Source organism: Streptomyces sp. NPDC004542 (genome assembly GCF_040610035.1).
In the GTDB taxonomy this organism is placed as follows: domain Bacteria; phylum Actinomycetota; class Actinomycetes; order Streptomycetales; family Streptomycetaceae; genus Streptomyces.
The window spans coordinates 1-19,504 of sequence record NZ_JBEXLP010000009.1 but is presented as its reverse complement, the minus strand read 5'-3'; the positions used below and the strand labels follow the sequence as shown (position 1 = coordinate 19,504).

The 19,504-nt window shown below is 72.0% G+C and carries 14 protein-coding genes and 2 pseudogenes; 8 read left to right on the top strand and 8 right to left on the bottom strand.

The features are described from left to right. Positions 1-64 precede the first annotated feature (64 nt). A complete protein-coding gene (locus ABZX30_RS07955) occupies positions 65-1,087 on the top strand; it encodes a Gfo/Idh/MocA family oxidoreductase (RefSeq protein ID WP_355930236.1) in 1,023 nt (340 codons plus the stop codon). 226 nt (positions 1,088-1,313) lie between these two features. Here ABZX30_RS07955 and ABZX30_RS07950 read toward each other — a convergent pair whose 3' ends face one another. The 3 genes and pseudogenes from ABZX30_RS07950 to ABZX30_RS07940 form a co-directional block, all read right to left on the bottom strand. Next, positions 1,314-2,150, bottom strand: a complete 837-nt coding sequence (locus ABZX30_RS07950; protein WP_355930234.1) for a pectate lyase — start codon at positions 2,148-2,150, stop codon at positions 1,314-1,316. Positions 2,151-2,492: 342 nt separating this feature from the next. Beyond that, positions 2,493-4,436 (bottom strand): RICIN domain-containing protein, encoded by a 1,944-nt coding sequence (locus tag ABZX30_RS07945; protein WP_355930231.1) that lies wholly within the window; start codon positions 4,434-4,436, stop codon positions 2,493-2,495. A 225-nt stretch (positions 4,437-4,661) separates the two neighbouring features. Further along, a pseudogene (locus ABZX30_RS07940) lies at positions 4,662-4,895 on the bottom strand (AIM24 family protein); the annotation flags it as partial. On the opposite strand from ABZX30_RS07940, the pseudogene ABZX30_RS07935 reads away from it, so the two are divergent. Next, positions 4,894-4,974 (top strand): annotated as a pseudogene (locus tag ABZX30_RS07935) (oxidoreductase); the annotation flags it as partial. The pseudogenes ABZX30_RS07940 and ABZX30_RS07935 sit on opposite strands and share 2 nt — an antisense overlap. Positions 4,975-5,008: 34 nt before the next feature. On the opposite strand, the gene alc reads toward ABZX30_RS07935, so the two are convergent. After that, positions 5,009-6,124: an allantoicase gene (gene alc, locus ABZX30_RS07930; RefSeq protein WP_355930230.1), complete on the bottom strand. Its 1,116-nt coding sequence runs from the start codon at positions 6,122-6,124 to the stop codon at positions 5,009-5,011. 54 nt (positions 6,125-6,178) lie between these two features. After that, entirely contained in the window at positions 6,179-7,516 is a 1,338-nt protein-coding gene (gene allB, locus ABZX30_RS07925) for an allantoinase AllB (RefSeq protein ID WP_355930227.1), read from the bottom strand. A gap of 224 nt (positions 7,517-7,740) precedes the next feature. Between allB and ABZX30_RS07920 the strand changes: the two genes are divergently transcribed. Next, on the top strand, positions 7,741-8,526 hold the full coding sequence (locus ABZX30_RS07920) for an IclR family transcriptional regulator (protein ID WP_355930224.1): 786 nt from the start codon (positions 7,741-7,743) through the stop codon (positions 8,524-8,526). Between the two features lie 32 nt (positions 8,527-8,558). On the opposite strand, the gene ABZX30_RS07915 is transcribed toward ABZX30_RS07920, so the two are convergent. Continuing rightward, a complete protein-coding gene (locus tag ABZX30_RS07915; RefSeq protein WP_355930221.1) occupies positions 8,559-8,873 on the bottom strand; it encodes a DUF5955 family protein in 315 nt (104 codons plus the stop codon). A 192-nt stretch (positions 8,874-9,065) separates the two neighbouring features. On the opposite strand from ABZX30_RS07915, the gene ABZX30_RS07910 reads away from it, so the two are divergent. Continuing rightward, positions 9,066-9,665 carry a nucleotidyltransferase family protein gene (locus ABZX30_RS07910; RefSeq protein ID WP_355930219.1) on the top strand — a complete coding sequence of 200 codons (600 nt, stop codon included), beginning with the start codon at positions 9,066-9,068 and terminating at the stop codon, positions 9,663-9,665. 98 nt (positions 9,666-9,763) lie between these two features. Beyond that, positions 9,764-11,404, top strand: coding sequence for a malate synthase A (gene aceB / locus ABZX30_RS07905; RefSeq protein WP_355930216.1), 1,641 nt, complete (start codon positions 9,764-9,766; stop codon positions 11,402-11,404). 3 nt (positions 11,405-11,407) lie between these two features. Here the strand turns inward: aceB and ABZX30_RS07900 are convergent, their stop codons facing one another. After that, positions 11,408-11,692 carry a SelT/SelW/SelH family protein gene (locus ABZX30_RS07900; RefSeq protein ID WP_355930213.1) on the bottom strand — a complete coding sequence of 95 codons (285 nt, stop codon included), beginning with the start codon at positions 11,690-11,692 and terminating at the stop codon, positions 11,408-11,410. Then, positions 11,689-12,603, bottom strand: a complete 915-nt coding sequence (locus ABZX30_RS07895) for a HipA family kinase (RefSeq protein ID WP_355930210.1) — start codon at positions 12,601-12,603, stop codon at positions 11,689-11,691. The genes ABZX30_RS07900 and ABZX30_RS07895 overlap by 4 nt, the downstream gene beginning before the upstream one ends. A gap of 336 nt (positions 12,604-12,939) precedes the next feature. Here ABZX30_RS07895 and ABZX30_RS07890 point away from each other — a divergent pair, with 336 nt between their 5' ends. The 3 genes from ABZX30_RS07890 to ABZX30_RS07880 form a co-directional block, all read left to right on the top strand. Continuing rightward, positions 12,940-13,857, top strand: a complete 918-nt coding sequence (locus ABZX30_RS07890) for an alpha/beta hydrolase (RefSeq protein WP_355930492.1) — start codon at positions 12,940-12,942, stop codon at positions 13,855-13,857. 183 nt (positions 13,858-14,040) lie between these two features. Continuing rightward, positions 14,041-15,618, top strand: a complete 1,578-nt coding sequence (locus tag ABZX30_RS07885) for a LuxR C-terminal-related transcriptional regulator (protein ID WP_355930207.1) — start codon at positions 14,041-14,043, stop codon at positions 15,616-15,618. A 401-nt stretch (positions 15,619-16,019) separates the two neighbouring features. Further along, the coding region (locus tag ABZX30_RS07880) for an Ig-like domain-containing protein (protein WP_355930206.1) at positions 16,020-19,504 on the top strand (3,485 nt) is incomplete at its 3' end.

The following is a 19,504-nucleotide window of genomic DNA, read 5'->3' as shown; positions in this document are numbered from 1 at the left end:
GTGTAGTCAGATTGTCCGGACATACGCATTGACAGCGCCCGGGGTCGCCCCTCACTTTGTTTCCATGCGCATCGGGGTCATCGGGACGGGCCGCATAGGCACCATTCATGCGAACACGCTCAGCCGCCACCGCGAGGTCGGTTCCCTGATCCTCACGGACACGGAACCGGCGCGGGCGCAGGAGCTCGCACACCGCCTCGGCGAGACGGCGGCGCCGGGTGTGGACGAGATCTTCAGGTGGGGCGTCGACGCCGTGGTGATCACCACGGCCACCTCGGCCCATGCCGAACTGATCGGTCGGGCAGCACGCTCCGGGCTGCCCGTCTTCTGCGAGAAGCCGATCGCCCTGGACCTGCCGGGAACCCTGCACGCGCTGGCCGAGGTCGAGGCGGCCGGAATCATTCTGCAGATGGGGTTCCAGCGGCGCTTCGACACCGGTTACGCGGGCGCCCGCGAGGCGGTCCGCTCGGGGCGGCTCGGGCGGCTGCACACCGTACGGGCCCTGACCTCCGACCAGTCCCCGCCGTCCGCCGCCTGGCTGCCGCTCTCCGGCGGGCTGTACCGGGACACGCTGATCCACGACTTCGACGCGCTGCGCTGGGTGACCGGGCGGGAGGTCGTCGACGTGTACGCGGCCGGGTCGGACGCCGGGCCGGCGATGTTCCGTCAGGCCGGTGACGTCGACACGGGCGCGGCCCTGCTCACCCTGGACGACGGCACGCTGGCCACGGCGACGGCGACCCGGCTGAACGGGGCCGGCTACGACGTCCGCATGGAGCTCGCCGGGGAGCTGGACCAGATCGTGGTCGGCCTGGACGACCGTACGCCGATCGCCTCCACCGAGCCGACCGGGCCGCCGGCCGCGGACAAGCCGTGGACCGGCTTCCTGGAACGCTTCGGCCCCGCCTACGAGGCCGAGCTGTGCGCCTTCGTCGAGGTCGTCCGCGGCGGACGCGCCAACCCGTGCGACGGCCGGGAGGCCCTGCAGGCCCTGCGGGTGGCCGAGGCCTGCGAGCTGTCCCGCCGGGAACGGCGGCCGGTGCGGCTGGCGGAGATCCCGGGCGGGACCCTGCCGGGGACGGTGTGACGCCCGGCCGACCGGCCGGGCGGGCCCCGGCCGCCCCGGGCGCCGCACCCACCCGGTCACAGTGGGCCCGGTCCCCCCGGCACCCGCGCCCACCGCACGAACCACGGCATCACGGCCCACCGCGAAAACCCCCGCGCCCGGGTGAGCCCGACTCCCCCTCGGCCCCAGCGCGGTGTCCCCCAGCCAGACGGACGGCCTTCCGGGTGCGCCCGCCTCGTGGCATCCGCTACTGGCGGACGATGTCGGCCTCGCTGAAGACGCAGTTCTTCCCGTCCGCGTCCGAGCCGAGCTCCTTCGGCTCGCCCGAGGTTACGCCCTCGAACTTCTGGCACGGCACGATCTTGCCGCCGGGGTCACCCGTGATGGTGATGCCGGACAGCTTCGCGGTGTCGCCGAGGTTGCTGTTGATGCCGACGATGTCCTTGCCCGGCCCGGTGACCTTGACGGTGTCGAGCACCACGTTCCGCTGGAACTGCGTCGAGCAGTTGCCGCACGAGCGCACCAGCTTGCCGAAGTCGGAGACCGCGAAGTTCCGCACGGTCAGCGTGCCCGCGCCGTTGAACTGGAGCACCTTGTCGTCGGCCTTGGCCGCGCTGCCGCCCTCCACCAGGTAGGTGGCGTCCGGGGACTTGCCGAGGAAGGTGGCGGCGTCCTCGCCGACGTCCTCCCAGGTGACGTTCTGCAGCGTGCAGCTGCCGAGGCAGTGCACACCGTCCGCGGCCGGAGCGCCCAGTACGACGTTCTTCAGCACGGCCCCGTCGGCCAGCTCGAAGAGCGGGTCCTGCCCCTCCTCCTGACCGCTGCCGCCCAGAGCGCCGGCGCCGACGAACCGGGCGTCGTGCCCGTCGAAGGTGCCGGACACCTGCCTGGTCTCGGTCAGCGCGGTGTCGCCCGCCGCCTTGGGCTGGACGGTACCGGCGGACGGCGCCGCCCCCGTGGGCGTGTTCGACGACGCGCACCCGGCGATCAGGACCGCGGCCACCGCTCCCGCAGCCGCCGCGGACACCCGGACGGCCTTGGCGCGGCGCCTTGCCCGGTCCGTACGGAAAGCATCTGAGAACATGCATCGACTCCCGACTCGGGCCGGCTCGCGCGTCCGTGGTGGACGGCGGCCGGCAAACGCTTGCTGAGGAGTACGGCGCGACGGGGCGGATCATTCAACGCCGTTGCCGACCGGGCCGCGGGAGACCGGTGAGGCGCTCGCCGGGCGGACCGGGCCACACGCCCGGGCATGAAACGCCCTCACCTTCCGCGCACGGGTCGACAGCCGGGCTCGCCGGGGCCCATTTTCGTCGTGAGCCTCCTCCCTCCCGAGACGCGACCTGCCACACCGTGAATGAAACGTTTCAATCACCCGGATCGTCCGATGCCAGGCGTCCGGCGCCTGGCATCCGGCGTCTGACGTCTACACGGCGATGATCTGCCACTGCTCCTGCGTCGCGCCGTTGTACGTCCACTGGTTGACGTCGGCGCCGTCGGCCGTGGAGCCACCGTCGACGTTCAGGGACAGGCCGCTGAGCCGGTTGGTGAGGTAGTGGTAGCCGTCACCGGTCGGCGTCACGGCCCAGTGCTGCTGCGGCGCGCCGGCGTCCGACCAGAGCCCGACGTTCCCGCCGTCGGCACGGGAGAGGCCCGCCACCTCCATCAGCTTCCCGCTGCCCACTCCCTTGATCTTGTAGTAGCCGTCGCCCGCGTCGACGAAGGTCCACTTCTGGTGCGCCCCGCCGGTCCACGGCCACTGCAGGATGTCCGTGCCGTCGGCGGTACCCGCACCGCTGACGTCGACCACCTTGCCGCTCTTGCGGTTCACCAGCCGGTAGACCGTCCCGTCGCCGGGCAGGACCCGGGAGACGCGAACCGGCGCGGCGGTCCGGCCTCCGATGCGCACCCCGCCGATGTTGGCGTACCCGCCGGTCCCCGAGCTGACCGTGATGCGCACGAACCCGGCCGTGCGGGCCGGCCATTCCGCGACCTTGGTGGTGCGGTCCCCGGCCCAGGTGCCCTCGGCGACCTGGGTGAAGACGGTTCCGTCGGTGCTCGTGGACACCGTGTAGGCGGTGATGTCGCCGTCCGTGGAGCCGGTGCGGTTCCACTGCTTGGGCAGGTACTCGAGGACGGAGATGTTGCTGTACACCCCGCCCAGGTCGATGGTGAGGGAGTGCGGCAGCGTCAGGCTCCAGGTCGACCAGCAGGTCTCGAAGTTCTTGTCGCTCAGACCGTCGATGGCGTTCATCGGGCCCTCGCCGGTGTGGAAGCCGGTGGCGTAGGCGCTGACGGGAGTGACCGGGTGCTCGGCGCGGTGCGGTTGGGCCGGCAGGGCGGGCCGGGAGGTGTCGGGGCTCCATGCCGCGCCGACCTCGGCGAGCCGGGTCACGATGTTGCCGTCGAGGCGACCGTCGCGGTTCGGCGGGCAGTTGAGGATGAACGAGGTGTACTTGGGCTCCAGGTCGGCGAGGTGCGACAGGATGGAGGCCTTGCTCATCGGCTCGGTGGTGGGCGTGGACGGGTGCCAGAACCAGCCGTTGCTGACGGTCTGCCCCTGGAGCGACGCGTAGGTGTTGCCGGCCGGGGAGGTGATGCCGAGCGGCTCCTCGAAGTAGATCGCGTCGCCCAGGAACGGCACGGACAGACCGCCGTGGTCGATCATGACGATGTCCGGCTGCAGCGCCTTCACGTGCTCGCGCACCCGCTGGTACGGGATTGCCTGCTGCCCCATCTGCCAGGCGTAGCCGTCGGTGACGAACATGTCGATCGTGCCGTAGTTCGTGAGGAGTTCGGTGATCTGGTTCAGGATGTAGGTCAGGTCGGTGGGCTGGATGACCTGGTCGGCGGCCACACCGTGCCGGGTGTCGTAGGCCTGGACGTCGTAACTGCGGTCCCAGATCGAGAAGTACAGCCCCACCCGCAGACCCTTGGCCCGGAAGGCGTCGACGTACTGGGCGACGATGTCGTGCCGGTAGGAGCTGGTGGCGACGTTGTAGTCGTTGTACGCGGTGGGCCAGAGGCAGAATCCGTCGTGGTGCTTGGTGGTCAGGACCCCGTAGCTCATCTTCGCCGCCGCTGCCGCCGCCGCCCACTGGGCGCAGTCGACGGCGCTGGGCGCGAAGAGCTTTGGATCGTGGTGGGGGGCGGCCCACTCCTCGTCGGTGAACGTGCCCATGTTGAAGTGGTTGAACATGCCGAAGCGCATGTCGACGAGAGCGGCGAGGTTCGACGGGGCGTCGGCCTCGGCGGCGACGGCCTCGGGCAGCAGACCGGCCGAGGCGGGGACGCCGGGCAGGACGGTGGCGGCAGCGGCCGCGCCGACGGCACCGAGGACGGTACGGCGGGACAGTCCTTCTGACGGCATGTCTGACTCCACTTCCGTGTGGGGGGAGGAGCGTACGGCCGTTACGAAGCTCAACCATGCGACCTGAGCATGTCAAGATCCGTGCGGCGATCAATGGGATGGATTTATCGGCGACCCCGGGCTTTTCCGCCTTCGGCGGCACAAGACGCCGCAACACAGCGGCATACATCCCATGTCTTGGCGCGATCCGAGGGCTCCGTGCCACCGCCTCCCCGCCGCATCGCCTCACCCGGTGTGCGTCGAGAACAGACCTCCCGTCAGGCCCTGCTTGTCGCCGCCCTGGGCCTTCTTCAGGGCGTTGGCTAGGCCCTCGATCGTGAGGGACTGGAGGATGACGCGGCCGATGCCCTCCAGCGTGGCCAGGGACAGGCCCTCGCCACCGAAGACGGCGTTCATGATCCCCTGGCGGTTGAGGCCGCCGACGCGCTGGACGCCGTACTGGACACCCTCCTCGAAGGCGGCGACGGTGGCGTACCTGGCCGGGGCGGACTACGTCACGGGTGCGGAGTCCGCGGTGGACGGCGGGCACGCGGCGTGAGCCGCGGGGCGTTCCGCCCCCACCGCCTCCTCGGTCAGCCGCCCAGCTCCCGGTGACGTGCGGTCAGCTGCGCCGCGCCCGCCTGAGTCGGTGAGCCGAACAGCCGCAGGCGGGAGATGCCTCCGTCCGGGAATATGTCCACGCGCGCGTGCGTGCCGACGGCGGGTGCCGGGAGGACGAAGCGGTGGCAGGTGTCGGGCTGGAGGCGGGTGCGGGGCAGCACTTCCCGCCACTCGCCGTCCGCGCCGTCCTTCAGGGACACCGAGGCCCAGCCCGCGCTGTTGCCCTTGAGGCAGGCCGTGTCGATCTCCAGGGCCCGGACCCGGGCCTGGGCGGTGAGCCGGTAGCGGATCCAGTCGTGGCCGCGGTCGCGACGCCGGCGGGTCTCCCAGCCGTCGTCCATCCGGTGGGAGCGGCCCGGCCGGATGGTGTTGGCGGCCGGGGAGTAGAAGAGGTCGGAGGCGTCCTCGACCCGGCCGCCGTTCTCCAGGGCGACCACGTCGAAGGTGCCGAGGGCCTCGAGCCACCGCGGGTCCGGTACGACCTCCCCGTACACGCGCAGGCGCGCGATGCCGCCGTCGGGGTGCTGGTTGACCCGCAGGTGGGTGACGCGCTGCTGCGCCGATACGGAGAAGCCGTTCGCCGCGTGGCCGCCGACCGGGGTGCGTGGCACCAGCGTGGTCCATGTCACGTCGCCGGACAGGAGTTCCGCGGGGGACGGTGAGCCCGGCACGGAGGTGCCCTCGACCGACACCGCCTGCGGGTGGTTGCCACGGAAGTGGGCGGTGTCGACGACGATGCCCCGGATCACGCCGGGCGCGCCGAGGCGGACCAGGGCCCAGTCGTGGTCCTCCGCCGTGGGCCAGGGGTGCTCCGCCGAGGCGCCGCGCCTGCGGCGGGTCTCCCAGCCGTCCATGATCTTGCCCTTGTGCCCGAAGCGCTCCGGGTCGAACTCGGCCCGGCCGGGCAGCAGCAGGTTCTCGCGGTCGGCGAAGAACTCGTCGCCTGCGGCGACGACCGAGGCGCCGAGCCGGCGGTCGGCGAGGTCGGCGAGGTGGGTGAAGGGGAAGTCGGCGGTGCGGTAGTCCGCGTACGGGTCGCCGCCTTTGTAGGGGTTCGCGTCGCCGGTGAAGGTCTCGATCGCCGTCACGTCGATCAGGGGTTCCTTTCGGTTCTCGGCCGCTGCGGGGGGGCCGGGCGGGGGTCAGCGCGTCCGGGTGAGCAGGCGGCCCTTCGGCGCGGTGAACCCGCCGTCCGCCACGATGCGCTCGCCGCGCAGCCAGGTGGACTTCACGACGCCGGTGAGGGTGCGGCCCGCGTACGCCGTGACACGGTTGCGGTGCTGGAGGGCCGCCGGTTCCACGGTGAACGTCTCGTCCGGCGCGAGGACGGCGAAGTCGGCGTCGCGGCCCGGCGCGATGGCGCCCTTGCGGTCGAGGCCGGCCAGTTCCGCCGTGCGCGTCGACATCCAGCGGACCACGTCCTCGAGGCCGTGCCCGCGCCGGCGGGCCTCGGTCCACACGGCGGCCAGACTGAGCTGGAGGCCGGAGATGCCGCCCCAGGCCGTGGCGAAGTCGGCGGTCTTGAGGTCGGCGGTGGAGGGCGAGTGGTCGGTCACCACGCAGTCGATGGTGCCGTCGGCCAGCGCCTGCCACAGCAGGTCCTGGTTGGCGGCCTCGCGGATCGGCGGGCAGCACTTGAACTCGCTCGCGCCGTCGGGGACTTCCTCGGCGGTCAGGGTGAGGTAGTGGGGGCAGGTCTCGGCCGTGACGCGGACCCCGTCCGCCTTCGCGGCGGCGATCAGCGGCAGCGCGTCACCGGAGGACAGGTGCAGCACGTGCACGCGCGCGTGCAGGCGCCTGGCCTGGCCGATCAGGTTCGCGACGGCCGTGACCTCGGCGCGGCCCGGCCGGGAGGCGAGGAAGTCGGCGTAGCGGGGGCCGCCCCGGCGGGGGGCCTCGTCCAGGTGCCGCGGGTCCTCGGCGTGCACGATCAGCAGGCCGTCGAAGCCGGCGATCTCGGCCAGGGACCGGGCCAGTCGCTCCTGGTCGAGGTGCGGGAACTCGTCCACGCCGGACGGGGACAGGAAGGCCTTGAAGCCGAAGACGCCGGCGTCGTGCAGCGGGCGCAGGTCCGGGACGTTGTCGGGCAGGGCGCCGCCCCAGAAGCCGACGTCGACGTGGGCCTTGCCGGCGGCGGCCTCCCGTTTGGTGCGGAGGTGGCCGACCGTCGTGGTCGGCGGGAGGGAGTTGAGCGGCATGTCGACGAGGGTGGTGATGCCGCCGGCCGCCGCCGCGCGCGTGGCGGTCCAGAAGCCCTCCCACTCGGTGCGGCCGGGGTCGTTGACGTGGACGTGGGTGTCGACCAGTCCGGGCAGCAGCACGTGGTCGCCGAGGTCCTCCAGGCGGGCACCCCCGGGTACGGGCTCGTCGTACGGCAGGACGGCGGTGATCGTCCCGGCGGACACCGCGACCGACGCGGCACGGGTCCCTTCCGGGGTGATGACCCGTGTGGAGCGCAGCACCAGTTCGGCCTCGGACACCCCGGACCCCTCTCCGTCGCCGTTCACTCCCGGGAAACGGGATTTACCTTTACGTAACGGACTTCAACGTTCTGTTGAAGGAGTCTTCACTCCGCTTCCTCAGGAGTCAAGAGGCACACTGCTTTCCGGCACCTGCGGCCCACCACCGACCCGCCTCTCTGGACTTTTCCGTAAAGCGGAATTAAAATTCCGGTACGCAGAATATCGTTCGGAAGGAGCGCGCCGTGCCGACGTCCCGCGCCAGCACCACCGGGTCCGCCAGGTCCACGGGCGGCGGTGGGGTCCAGTCCCTCGAGCGCGCCTTCGACCTGCTCGAGCGGATGGCGGACGCGGGCGGCGAGGTCGGCCTGAGCGAGCTGTCGGCGAGCAGCGGGCTGCCGCTGCCCACCATCCACCGCCTGATGCGCACGCTCGTGGCCTGCGGGTACGTACGCCAGCAGCCCAACCGGCGCTACGCCCTCGGCCCGCGCCTGATCCGCCTGGGCGAGTCGGCCTCCCGGCTGCTCGGCGCCTGGGCCCGCCCCCACCTGGCCCGCCTGGTCGAGGAGACCGGCGAGACGGCGAACATGGCGCTGCTCGACGGGGACGAGATCGTCTACGTGGCGCAGGTGCCGTCCAAGCACTCCATGCGCATGTTCACCGAGGTCGGCCGGCGCGTCCTGCCGCACTCCACCGGCGTGGGCAAGGCGCTGCTCGCCACCACCCCGGACGACGAGGTACGCGCCCTGCTGGCCCGCACCGGCATGCCGGCCGCGACCGAGAAGACGATCACCACCCCGGAGGGCTTCCTGGCGGCCCTGGCGGACGTGCGCCGCCAGGGCTACGCGGTCGACGACAACGAGCAGGAGATAGGGGTCCGCTGCCTCGCGGTCTCCGTCCCCGGCTCCCCCACCGCCACCGCCATCTCGATCTCCGGCCCGGCCGGCCGGGTCACCGAGACGGCCACGGAACGGATCGTGCCGGTCCTCCAGCAGGTGGCGACGGAGCTGTCCCAGGCGCTGTCGTCCTGAGCCGGCGCCCCGACGGGCACGGGACACGGGCGTCAGCCGCGCGGCGGCTCGCCGAACAGGTCCACGGCGTCACGGACGTCCGCCAGGCCCCGCGCCAGGGCGCTGACGGACCCGATCGCGCTCGCGATCAGTAAGAGTGAGCGGCGCAGCCGCGGTACCTCGGGGAGTCCGCCGGACGTCATCGCGGCCAGCGCGGCGAGTTCGTCCTCGGCGATCCCCCGGTCGGGGAACTCCGCCGGATGCGTGGCGAGTTCCCGGCGCAGGCGGGACACCGCGGTCCGCAGTTCCGCCACCCTCGGATCCTCGTCACTGCCGGTCACTGGTCTCTGCCCCAAGCTCCGCAACACAGCCCTCCCCCTCACGCTCCTCCGTGCGCCCGTGTTCCCCGCCTTCCCCCGGCGCACGCCCCCGTGGCACTGGCCGGGTGCCGGGGGACGCGGGCCAGTAAACGCCACCCGGTGCGGGGCGCGCCAGCACGCGGACCGAAATTCGGTCCACGGAAGCCGGCCGCTCCCTCCGCCGTCGGGTATGCAGGACCCATGACGGACGACCACCACCAGATCGCCGGGCTGCTCCTCGCCGCAGGGGGCGGCAGACGGCTCGGGGGACGGCCCAAGGCACTGCTCGCACACCGGGGCCGGCCCCTGGTGGAGCACGCGGCCGGGGTACTGCGCGCGGCCGGCTGCGAGCGGGTGCACGTGGTCCTCGGGGCCGGCGCGGACCTGGTACGGGAGCGGGCGCGGCTGACCGGATGCGTACTCGTCGACAACCCGGCCTGGGAGACGGGCATGGGCAGCTCGCTGCGGGCGGGACTGGACTCGCTGGCCGGCACCGGCGCGCGGGCCGCGCTGGTCTCGCTCGTCGACCAGCCGGGCATCGGGCCGGAGGCGGTGGCGCGGGTGCTCGCCGCGTACCGGGACGAGCACTCCCTGGTCTCGGCGGTCTACGACGGGGTACGCGGCCACCCCGTCCTGCTCGGCGCGGCGCACTGGGCGGGCATCGCCGCGACCGCCACGGGCGACCGGGGGGCACGCGCGTACCTGAAGGAGAACCCCGGGGCGCTCACGATCGTCGAGTGCGGGGACGTGGCACGGCCGTACGACATCGACACCGAGGCGGACCTCGCGCACCTCGAGTGAGGAGGGTGGCCACGACATCAACACACCGTTGAAGTTCCACGATGAGGAAACTACTATCCACTATCGCCCGGTGCCGCCGCCGAAGGAAGTGACCGCCCATGTCCGCACCAGCGCCACCCCCGCCCGCCGCCGTCGTCGTCGACGCCGAGCCCCTGCCCCGGCAGGAGGAGGTCCTCACCGACGCGGCGCTCGCCTTCGTGGCCGAGCTGCACCGGCGGTTCACCCCGCGCCGTGACGAACTCCTCGCCCGCCGTGCCGAGCGCCGCGCCGAGATCGCCCGTACCGCCACGCTCGACTTCCTCCCCGAGACGGCCGCGATCCGCGCGGACGACTCCTGGCGCGTGGCCCCGGCCCCGGCCGCCCTGAACGACCGCCGGGTGGAGATCACCGGCCCCACCGACCGCAGGATGACCGTCAACGCGCTCAACTCGGGCGCCCGGATCTGGCTCGCCGACTTCGAGGACGCCTCCTCCCCCACCTGGGAGAACGTGGTACTCGGCCAGCTCAACCTGATCGACGCCTACACCCGGAACATCGACTTCACCGACCCGGTGTCGGGCAAGTCGTACGCCCTGCGCCCGGCCGGGGAACTGGCGACCGTCGTCATGCGCCCGCGCGGCTGGCACCTGGACGAGCGTCACCTCGTCGACGCCGACGGCCGCCGGGTTCCCGGCGCCCTCGTCGACTTCGGCCTGTACTTCTTCCACAACGCCCGGCGCCTCCTCGACCTCGGCAAGGGCCCGTACTTCTACCTGCCGAAGACCGAGTCGCACCTCGAGGCCCGCCTCTGGAACGAGGTGTTCGTCTTCGCGCAGGACCACCTCGGCATCCCGCAGGGCACGATCCGCGCCACCGTCCTGATCGAGACGATCACGGCCGCGTACGAGATGGAGGAGATCCTCTACGAACTCCGCGACCACGCCTCCGGGTTGAACGCGGGCCGCTGGGACTACCTGTTCTCCATCGTCAAGAACTTCCGTGACGCCGGCGCCAGGTTCGTCCTGCCGGACCGCAACGCGGTCACGATGACCGCCCCGTTCATGCGGGCGTACACCGAACTCCTCGTCCGCACCTGCCACCGGCGCGGCGCGCACGCGATCGGCGGTATGGCGGCGTTCATCCCCTCGCGCCGGGACGCGGAGGTCAACAAGGTCGCCTTCGAGAAGGTGCGTGCCGACAAGGACCGTGAGGCGAACGACGGTTTCGACGGCTCCTGGGTGGCCCACCCCGACCTGGTCCCGATCGCCATGGAGTCCTTCGACCGGGTGCTCGGCGACAGACCGCACCAGAAGGACCGCCTGCGCGAGGACGTCCACGTGACGGCGGCCGACCTGATCGCGATCGACTCCCTGGACGCCCGTCCCACGTACGACGGACTCGTCAACGCCGTCCAGGTGGGCATCCGTTACATCGAGGCGTGGCTGCGCGGCCTCGGCGCGGTCGCCATCTTCCACCTGATGGAGGACGCGGCCACCGCCGAGATCTCCCGCTCGCAGATCTGGCAGTGGATCAACGCGGGCGTCGAGTTCGAGCACGACGGGACCACGGTCAAGGTCACCCCTCAGCTGGCGCGGCAGGTGGCCGCCGGGGTACTGGACGGCATCCGCGAGGAGACCGGCGAGCAGGCCTTCGCGGCCGGGCACTGGCAGCAGGCCCACGACCTGCTGCTGAAGGTCGCCCTCGACGAGGACTACGCGGACTTCCTGACGCTGCCCGCGTACGAGCGGCTCGAGGGCTGACGCTCAGGCGGGCGTGTCCGAGTGGCCCAGGGACCTGCCCGGGGCCACTCGGTCGCGCACCGCCCGCTTCACCGCCGTCGGCTCGGGGAAGCCCTGTTCCCGCCGGTCCCACACCACCTCGCCGCCGACGCGGACCACGAAGACCCCGCCCTTGCCGGGCTTCAGGGCCAGCTCGGTCAGCTCCTCCTCGAAGGTCGTCAGCAGCTCCTGCGCCAGCCAGGCCGCGCGGGGCAGCCAGCGGCACTGGGTGCAGTACTCGATCTCGACCCGCCCGTCATGCGTGCTCATCCCAGGTGCACCGACCAATCCTGTTCCGCGGCCGGCTTGCCGTGCAGGTCGGGGACCCGCTTCAGCCAGTCCGGCCGGCCCTGCTGGGTCCGCGCCGCGCGCCGCGCCTCCTCGGCGGCGAGTTCCTCCCGGCCGGGGAAGTCGGTGGGCAGCCAGTGCGCGGAGGCCGCCACGCGCGCGTGCAGGTACTCCACGTACGCCGTGCGGACGTCGTCCGGCGTGGCGAAGCCCTCCTCGCCGGCCAGCCAGGCGTCCGGGACCTCGGCCACGATGTCCCGCAGCAGTTCCCGGGTGACCCTGGGGGCGAGTGCCTCGTCGGCGGCCCGTACGTCGGGGGCGTAGCGGCCGAGCGCGTGGTGGCGGAAGTCGTACGCCTTCGCGGGGTCGGACGCGGCCCAGCGGTGGTGGAAGACCAGGGCGGCACCGTGGTCGATGAGCCACAGCCGCGGCGGGACCGTCCCGAAGGTGGGCCAGACCATCAGGTTCGAGCTGTGGACGGTGCGGTCGACGTTCGCGGTCAGCGCGTCCAGCCAGACGATCCGGCCCGCCTCCAGCGGGTCCACACGGAAGGTCTCGGCGACCTCCGGGGTGAAGTCCCCGGCACCCGGCAGGTGGTCCATGCCGAGATTCACGCCGGCGCTGGCGCCGTGCAGTTCCCGCACCTCCTGGTGGGGCTCGTCGGCGGCGATCGCCGGGTCGAAGCGCACCAGGACCAGTTCGGGGAAGCGCAGGTCCAGCGCGCGGGCCAGCTCGCCCACGATCACCTCGGCGACGAGCGCCTTGCGGCCCTGCGCGGAGCCGGTGAACTTCACGACGTAGGTGCCGAGGTCGTCGGCCTCGACGAGTGCCGGCACGGAGCCGCCGGAGTGCAGGGGTGCGACGTAGCGGGTCGCGGTGACCTCTCTCAACATATTCCAAGGCCCCACGATCTTTTTACCTTGCATTCCATGGCAGATTCCCTCGCGGCGCAGCCTTGCTTCCACCCTCCGACCCGAAGTGAGCATAGTAACCGAGCGTGACAGCCGGGGACGAGTGCCCGAGCCGTCCTGCGGCACCGCCTGCCGCGCGTCTGCGAGGCGGCCCCCCTCAAGACCGGTGATATTGCCGGTCCCCGCGCGGGGACCGCTCTTCGACAATGACTCGGCCATCCCCACGGCGGCGCCCGCCCCGGGCATGCGGCTGACGCCCCGCGTCCCGTGTGCCCCGCCGGCCGGGCCGCCCGCCACCACAGGAAAGGACAACTCGTGGTGCAACTCCACCCCCACACCGCATCACACACCCGCGCCGGCAGATCACCCCGGCGACTGGCCGGTGCCGCCGCGGCGCTCGCCGTCATCCTCAGCCTGGGCCCCCTGAACAGCCAGGGCGCCCAGGCAGCCGCCAACCCCTACGAGCGCGGTCCGGCCCCGACCACGGCCAGCATCGAGGCGGCTCGCGGCCCGTACGCCGTGTCGCAGACATCCGTCTCCGCGGGATCCGTGACCGGGTTCGGCGGCGGCACCATCTACTATCCGACGAGCACCAGCGACGGCACCTTCGGCGCGGTGGCCATCTCGCCCGGGTTCACCGCGACCCAGTCGTCCGTCGCCTGGCTCGGACCGCGCCTGGCCTCGCAGGGCTTCGTGGTGATGACCATCGACACGCAGAGCGTGTACGACCAGCCCGCCTCCCGCGGAACCCAGTTGCTGGCGGCCCTGGACTACCTCACCGGGACCAGTTCGGTGCGCACCCGCATAGATGCTTCCCGCCTCGGCGTCATGGGCCACTCGATGGGCGGCGGCGGCAGTCTGGAGGCCGCCAAGTCGCGTCCAGCCCTTCAGGCAGCGATCCCGCTGACCCCGTGGGACACCGACAAGACCTGGCCCGAGGTGAGCACGCCGACCCTGATCGTCGGAGCCGACGGAGACACCGTCGCCCCCGTCTCCTCCCACGCCGAACCCTTCTACACGAGTCTGCCCTCCTCGCTGGACCGGGCCTATCTGGAGCTGAACGGGGCGACGCACTCCACACCCACCATGTCGAACACGACGGTCGCGAAGTACAGCATTTCCTGGCTCAAGCGGTTCATCGACAACGACACCCGTTATGAGCAGTTCCTGTGCCCGCTGCCGCAGCCGAGCACGACGATCGAGGAGTACCGGGGCAACTGCCCGCACAGTTCGTGACATCGGGTGCCGCCGGGCCTCCGAGTCCGCGGCGCTGAGCACCTGGCGGCGGGCGCGCGCCACGCGTCCGCCGCCAGGTTCGTCCACCGGTCCGTCTGCCGTGTTCGCTGGATGCACACGTGCGCGCGAAAAGTGCGCATTTCAATCTCCCGGTCTCCATTACGCACAAGTAGTCTCCGTCGAGTGACCTTAGACACGAGCAGAGTGCGGCCGGCCCCCCGCGTCGCCGTCCGGGACGGACGAGACGCCGTCCGGCCGTTTGCCGAGGGTCGTGGGCAGATCGAACTCGCGCGTGGCAGGCAGCAGTTGTTCGACGGACCGGTAGGTGACGCGCGCGAGTCGCTGTTGCTGGCCGCATCCCTCCTGGCCGAGGACTACCCGGACCTGGCCGAGGAAGCACGCCTCTCGGCGGTGGATTCCGCCTGGGCGGCGGGCGATGTCACGGCTTGCCTGGCCATCCTGAGTGACATGGACACACCAATAAGGCCGGACGGTCACCCCCATCCGCTCAGGCCCACGGCCACGGCAACGGCATCCCCGGACGAGCCCGGTACCGGGACGACAGGGTTCTTCCGGGACTACCGCGACGGCGTACGGGGTCTGCTGACCCGGCAGCCGGAGCACGCCGTCAAGCCACTGCGGCGCGTGCTGGAGCAAGCGCGCACCGACGGCCGGCCGGAGCGACTGCTGCGCGCCGCGAAGGCGGCCCTGATGCTGGGGGACGTACGCGCGGGCCTCACCATCGGGGCCCGCGCCCTCGCGGCGGCCCGCAACGCGGGGTGCGCCGCCTGGGAAGCGCGGGCCTTGGAGTACCTGGCCTACGCGGAACTGCGTGCCGGCCGCCACGCGCAGGCGCGTGCCCACGCCGAGGAGGGTGTGCGGGCCGCGGTGACGGCCGGCCACCGCAACACGGCGGCGAGCCACCACGCGATGCTCGCCCTGGCCGCATCGATCGAGGGGGACACCACAGCGGTCGCCGGCCATGCCTCTGCCGCCCTGGGGACCGCCCGCCGCCACGGTCTGGCTCAGACGGCGACCCTGGCCGAGTGGGCGACCGCCCGCGCCGACCTGTCCCGTGGCCGCCCCCTGGAGGCCGCCGACCGGCTGGGCCCGCTCGTCGGCCCCGGCCCCCGGCGTGGTCATTTCGCGGTGTGGATGCTGGCCGCGCCGTGCTTCGTGGAGGCGGCGGTGTTCGCCGGGCAGCCGGAGGACGCGCGGCGGGTCGTCGCCGGGCTCGACTGGTGGGCGGCCTTCGGTACCGACCCGCACGCGAAGGCCCAACTCGCCCGCTGCCGGGCCCTGCTGACCGCGGACGGCCAAGAAGCCGACGACCTCTTCCAGTCCGCTTTGAGCTTGCACGACGAGTCCGTCGGAGACTTCGAACGCGCCCGCACCGAGCTCCTGTACGGCCGGTGGCTGCGGCGCCGCCGCCGGCTGCGCGAGGCCCGGGGCCGGCTGGGGTCCGCCCTGGTCGCCTTCGAACGCTGCGGCGCGGGCGCCTGGGCCGACCAAGCACGCGGTGAACTGCGCGCCAACGGCGCCGCGTCCGGCAAGGACCCGACGGCGGGGCTGTCGTGCCTGACACCGCAGCAACTGCGGATCGCACGCCACGTGGCCGAGGGCGCCACCAACCGGGAGGTGGCCCAACGGCTGGCCGTCAGTACCCGCACGGTCGACTACCACCTGCGTAACGTCTTCGTCCTCCTCGGCGTACGCTCCCGCGTCGAACTCACCCGCATCGTCGGGCAGGAGAGCCGCTGACCACCGCCGCCCGGGCATGGGCAGCACGGCGGGGACAACCGCTCGGCGGGAACGCGCATCTCGTGGACGGAGTCGTGAACACCACGGCTTTCTGCAGGAGCCCAGGTAAACGGCACAGCAAGGGGCACGCCAAAAACATCGCACGATATTAATTTTTCACCTCCCCTGCCCTTAAGTGCGCTGCGCCGAAAGGGTGGTATTCGGTTCGCCCATCTGGCTGAGCGGACCAATCGGAGTGCCTACTGCTGACATCAGCGGGTGATGTCCCCCGACTCCGCGCGGACAAGGGCCATTACCGGAACGCCGCACCGGCCTGTCCGCGTATGTCCCGCACTCGGCCACAGACCACATGGGCGATGGCGATCACCTGCTTTCGTGTGTCATCCGAAAGGAGCCGAACCATGGCCATTTCGACCACCATCGTGACCTCTGCGCCGGATCCATCCGTCTTCGGTCAGTCGGTCACCTTCACCTCCACCGTCCAGCCGGAAGTCGCCGGCGGCCCCGTCCCGACCGGCAGCGTCGAGTTCATCGTCGACGGCGTGCCCGTCACCACGGTCACGCTCGACACGAGCGGCCAGGCCCAGTACACGACGAACAACCTGGACACCGGTCTCCACAGCGTGCAGGCCGACTACTCGGGCGACGCCGAGTACGACCCCTCCACGGGCGCGGACACCCAGGAGGTCACCCTCGCGAACACCACCACCGCCCTGTCCGTCACCCCCGAACCCTCCTTCTGCGGCCAGCCGGTGACCTTCACCGCGCAGGTGACCCCCGTTCCGCCGGGCGCGGGAACCCCCACGGGCACGGTGTCCTTCCTCGTCAGCGACGACGGTCCGGTGCTGACCGCTCCCGTGGACCAGAACGGGCAGGCACAGGTCACGTTCGACGACCTCGCCGTCGGCTTACACCAGGCAGCCGCCTTCTACAGTGGCGACGCGAACTTCGACGCGTCGAACTCCCCCCTGACGCCCCACGTCGTCGAGCAGGCGCCCGTCTCGGTCACCGTCTCGGCCGACCCCGACCCGTCGGTGTGCGGTGAGACGGTGACGCTCTGCGCCACCGTGACGCGGGTCGCCTCGGGCGTCGGCACTCCGTCGGGCTCGGTGACCTTCACCGGTCCCGGCGGGCTGGACCAGACGGTGACTCTGGACGCCAGCGGCACGGCGTGCGTCACCACGACCACGCTGGCGACCGGCACGGTCACCGTCGCCTACGACGGGGACACGTGCTACGCGAGCGCGACCGGCACCTTCGACGTGACGGTCGGCCCGGCGGCCAGCAGCACCACGGTGACCGTCGAGCCCGACCCCTCCGTCTGCGGCCAGACCGTGACCGTCTGCGCCACCGTCACCGCGGTCCCGCCCGGCACCGGCACACCCACCGGAACCGTCACCTTCACCGGCCCCGGCGGACTCAACACCACCGTCCCCCTCAACACCGACGGAACCGCCTGCGCCACCACCACCAACCTGGCGACCGGCACCGTCACCGCCACCTACAACGGCGACGGATGCTTCACCGGCTCGACCGGCACCGCACCGGTCACCGTCAACCAGGCCGCCAGCACCACCACGGTGACCGTCGAGCCCGACCCCTCCGTCTGCGGCCAGACCGTGACCGTCTGCGCCACCGTCACCGCGGTCCCACCCGGCACCGGCACACCCACCGGAACCGTCACCTTCACCGGCCCCGGCGGACTCAACACCACCGTCCCCCTCAACACCGACGGCACCGCCTGCGCCACCACCACCAACCTGGGCACCGGCACCGTCACCGCCACCTACAACGGCGACGAGTGCTTCACCGGCTCGACCGGCACCGCACCGGTCACCGTCAACCAGGCCGCCAGCACCACCACCGTGTCCGTCGAGCCCGCCCCCTCCGTCTGCGGTCAAGCCGTGACCGTCTGCGCCACCGTCACCGCGGTCCCACCCGGCACCGGCACACCCACCGGAACCGTCACCTTCACCGGCCCCGGCGGACTCGACGAGACGACGACACTCGACGCGAACGGCACCGCCTGCGTCACCACCACCAGCCTGGCGACCGGCACCGTCACCGCCACCTACAACGGCGACACCTGCTTCACCGCGTCGACCGGCACCGCACCGGTCACCGTCAACCAGGCCGCCAGCAGCACCACGGTGACCGTCGAGCCCGACCCCTCCGTCTGCGGCCAGACCGTGACCGTCTGCGCCACCGTCACCGCAGTCCCACCCGGCACCGGCACACCCACCGGAACCGTCACCTTCACCGGCCCCGGCGGACTCGACACCACCGTCCCCCTCAACACCGACGGAACCGCCTGCGCCACCACCACCAACCTGGGCACCGGCACCGTCACCGCCACCTACAACGGCGACACCTGCTTCACCGCGTCGACCGGCACCGCGAACGCGACGGTCGAACCGGCGATGAGCACGGTGGCGGTCTCGGTGGAGCCGGACCCGTCGGTGTGCGGCCAGACCGTGACCGTCTGCGCCACGGTCACGGCGCTTCCGCCCGGTAGCGGCACACCCACCGGAACCGTCACCTTCACCGGCCCCGGCGGACTCGACGAGACGACGACACTCGACGCGAACGGCACCGCGTGCGTCACCACCACGCTGCAGACCGGTACGGTCACCGTCAGCTACGCCGGCGACGACTGCTTCCTGCCGTCGACGGGCTCACGGGACGTGACCGTCAGCCAGGCGTCGAGCCAGGTGGCGGTGTCCGTGGACCCGAGCCCGTCGGTGTGCGGCCAGACGGTGACGGTGTGCGCCACGGTCACCGCGCTCCCGCCCGGCACCGGCACCCCCACCGGAACCCTCAGCTTCCTGCTTCCCGACGGCAGCACCCAGGTGGTCGGGCTGGACGCGGACGGCACGGCGTGCGTGACCACCAGCGGCCTCGTCAGCGGCACGGTCACCGCCTCCTACGGAGGCGACCCATGCTTCCTGCCGTCGGTGAGGACGGTCGAGGTGACGGTCAACCAGGCGATGAGCGCGGTCTCGGTTTCGGCGGACCCGAACCCGTCGGTGTGCGGCCAGACGGTGACGGTGTGCGCCACGGTGACGGCGGTCGCACCCGGTAGTGGCACCCCCACCGGAACCGTCACCTTCACCGGCCCCGGCGGATTCAACGAGACACTCGCCCTTGGCGCGGGCGGCACGGCGTGTCTGACCACCGACGGCCTCACCAGCGGCACATACGTGGCCACGTACAACGGGGACACCTGCTTCGCGGGCTCGGCGGGCACCCTCGACATGACGGTCGACCAGGCGGCCAGCACCACCACGGTGACCGCCGAACCGAACCCCTCCGTCTGCGGCCAGACCGTGACCGTCTGCGCCACCGTCACCGCGGTCCCGCCCGGCACCGGCACACCCACCGGAACCGTCACCTTCACCGGCCCCGGCGGACTCGACACCACCGTCCCCCTCAACACCGACGGCACCGCCTGCGCCACCACCACCAACCTGGGCACCGGCACCGTCACCGCCACCTACAACGGCGACGAATGCTTCGCCCCCTCGACCGGCACGGCACCGGTCACCGTCAACCAGACCGCCACCACCACCACGGTGACCGTCGAACCCACCCCCTCGGTCTGCGGTCAGGCCGTGACCGTCTGCGCCACCGTCACCGCGGTCCCGCCCGGCACCGGCACACCCACCGGAACGGTCACCCTCACCGGCCCCGGCGGGCTCAACGAGACCCTCGCGCTTGGCCCGGGCGGGAAGGCGTGCGTCACCACCACGCTGGCGACCGGCACCATCACCGCCACCTACAACGGGAACGGCTGCTTCACCCCGTCGACCGGCACCGCACCGGTCACCGTCAACCAGGCCGCCAGCACCACCACGGTGACCGTCAACCCCAACCCCTCCGTCTGCGG